The following is a 2,563-nucleotide window of genomic DNA, read 5'->3' on the forward strand; positions in this document are numbered from 1 at the left end:
TTCGGGCACAAGACGGGTCTTGTACAGCGGTCGGTCAACAGCTGTGACGGTTGGTGTTGACCCAACGATGACTACCTTGTATGTCAGTTTTGACCTTGATGGCAGGGGGATTACACAGCAGATGATAGACATAGAAGAGACTGTGGGGAGAGGTAACTTCCGAGTCTATAACCGAGGCGGGGAGAACGCTGACCGCCCATATGATGCTCTAATCCGAGTTTCTAGGTCTGGAAATAGCATCACATTAAGAGGGGAAGGTATATGGACGGGAGCTCCTGTGATTTACACAGTGATCGGATATGGGACTTAAATTTTATCCGAAAAAAATCGGCCCTTGCCCCCCCTTAGAGTCGCTAACAAAATCGTTCAATAAAACGCAAACAGATAACAGCACTAGCCGGCGTCAGCAAGGCGAGATGTATATCCAACTGTCGCGAGAAACGGACTCGTAGCCTGTACTACAACTAACGAGCCTGTAAATCCAATTGTGTAACCGCCCACGAATAAGTAACTTTTTCAAAAGGATACCTTCGTGGGTAAGCAAATGGACCAAGACAAACTCAAAGCACTGGCCGCTGAGCTGGCCAAAGACATCAAGTCTGAAAAAGATCTCGGCACCCTCACCCAACAGCTGATCAAGCTCACCGTCGAGACCGCGCTCAATGCCGAGATGGACGAGCATCTGGGCTACGAGAAACACGCCCCACAAGGCCGCGGGACCGGCAACAATCGCAATGGCTATTCCACCAAGCGCCTAAAAGGACAGCACGGAGAAGTCATCATCCAGGCTCCTCGTGATCGCAACAGTTCCTTCGAGCCTCAGTTTGTCCGCAAGGGCCAGTCCCGCCTGACCCAGATGGACGACCAGATCCTCGCCCTCTACGCCAAGGGCTTAAGCACGCGCGACATCGTTGACGCGTTCAAAGAGATGTATGACGCCGACATCTCGGCGGGGCTGGTATCGAAGGTGACCGAGCGGGTCATCGAGCCGGTCCACGAATGGCAAAACCGGCCGCTGGATCTGCTCTATCCCATCGTCTATCTGGACTGCATTGTGCTGAAGGTCCGCGCGAATCAGCGGGTGATCAACAAGTCGCTCTATCTGGCACTGGGCATCAATATGGAGGGTCACAAGGAGCTGTTGGGCCTGTGGTTGGCCGAGACCGAAGGGGCAAAGTTCTGGCTGTCGGTCCTGACCGAGCTGAAGAACCGCGGCCTGGAAGACATCCTGATCGCATGCGTGGATGGCCTCAAGGGCTTCCCTGATGCGATTGCCGTGGAGTATCCCCAGACCAAGGCCCAATTGTGTATCGTCCACATGGTGCGCAACTCGTTGCGCTATGTCTCCTGGAAGGACTACAAGGCGGTGACGGCTGAACTGAAGCAGATCTACCAGTCTGCGACGGAACGTGAAGCTCAGCAGGCACTAGCGGCCTTCGGCGAGCGCTGGATAGCCAGTACCCGCAAATAGCGCGCTCCTGGCAGGGTAACTGGGCCAATCTGATCACGCTGTTCGATTACCCCCCCCGCCATCCGGAAGGTGATTTACACCACCAATGCGATCGAGTCACTGAACAGCGTGCTGCGCAAAGCGACCAAGCAAAGGAAGCTCTTCCCGACCGATGACTCAGCGCTAAAAGTGGCGTTCCTCGCGATACAGCAGGCCTCCAAGAAATGGACTATCCGATCCAGAATTGGAAGCTTGCCCTAAATCGTTTTATTATCGAATTCGGTGATCGCCTGAACGGTCACCTGTAATGAAGTGGGCAGTTACACAGAATTATTTACAGGCTCCAACTAACAACTAAAGCCTGTCAGCACTCCTATGAGTGCGCTCTACGACAGATGACAACCCCTTTGCTCATTGCTATCGATACCTCGCTGGCATTTCGAGCCTTTATACACCCGTTGCCTCATGTGGGATGAAAATAGGTTTCATCCCACACATCACAATAATCACGGCAACGTCAAAAGTCGTATCCCTTGTGTCTGCGTGCAACTTGTCAGGTCGCCCCCTTTGCTTGCAAACATCGGGGCGATTATCATTGTGCGTCACCACTACAACTATGTGGTGTCGTTTACTGCACAGTTTGCCTCTGTCTATCGGATTATGTTTTGTTTCTGGCAATCCCGGCTGTGAATTACATCGTTATTTATGACTAAACAAGGCTCTTTTGTACCCGGGGACGACCGATCCAATTTATCACGTTGGAATTCACACCGGCGGCTGGCCACGGTCATGCCATCATGAAGAGGCCTGCTTGAGGCCAATCACCTAAATTCAACCCACGTTTGAATCCCATGCCCATGACCCCGATGATTATATGTGGTTACGCGATATGAGCCGTTAGGTGGGACATCCATCGTAAGTACTGCACCGCCACCGAAATCCCCGGAATACACTCGGCCTATATAAACCCCATTAACATAACCATCCATTTGCTCCCATCTGGTTCCTGTGGGGCCTACCGCGACAGTTATTGTGTTACCAGTAGTATTGTAGTAAGTGGCCCCCATAGCTCGTTGACCAATCATGTTATACCAGTTTCGTGAGTCTGAGCCT

At 52.2% G+C, this 2,563-nt stretch carries 1 pseudogene; it reads left to right on the top strand.

The features are described from left to right. The first annotated feature begins 544 nt into the window (after positions 1-544). A pseudogene (locus OKC42_RS22580) lies at positions 545-1,758 on the top strand (IS256 family transposase). The last annotated feature ends 805 nt before the right edge of the window (positions 1,759-2,563 follow it).

The organism is Aeromonas sp. Y311-2, from assembly GCF_027706025.1.
Lineage (GTDB): Bacteria > Pseudomonadota > Gammaproteobacteria > Enterobacterales > Aeromonadaceae > Aeromonas > Aeromonas veronii.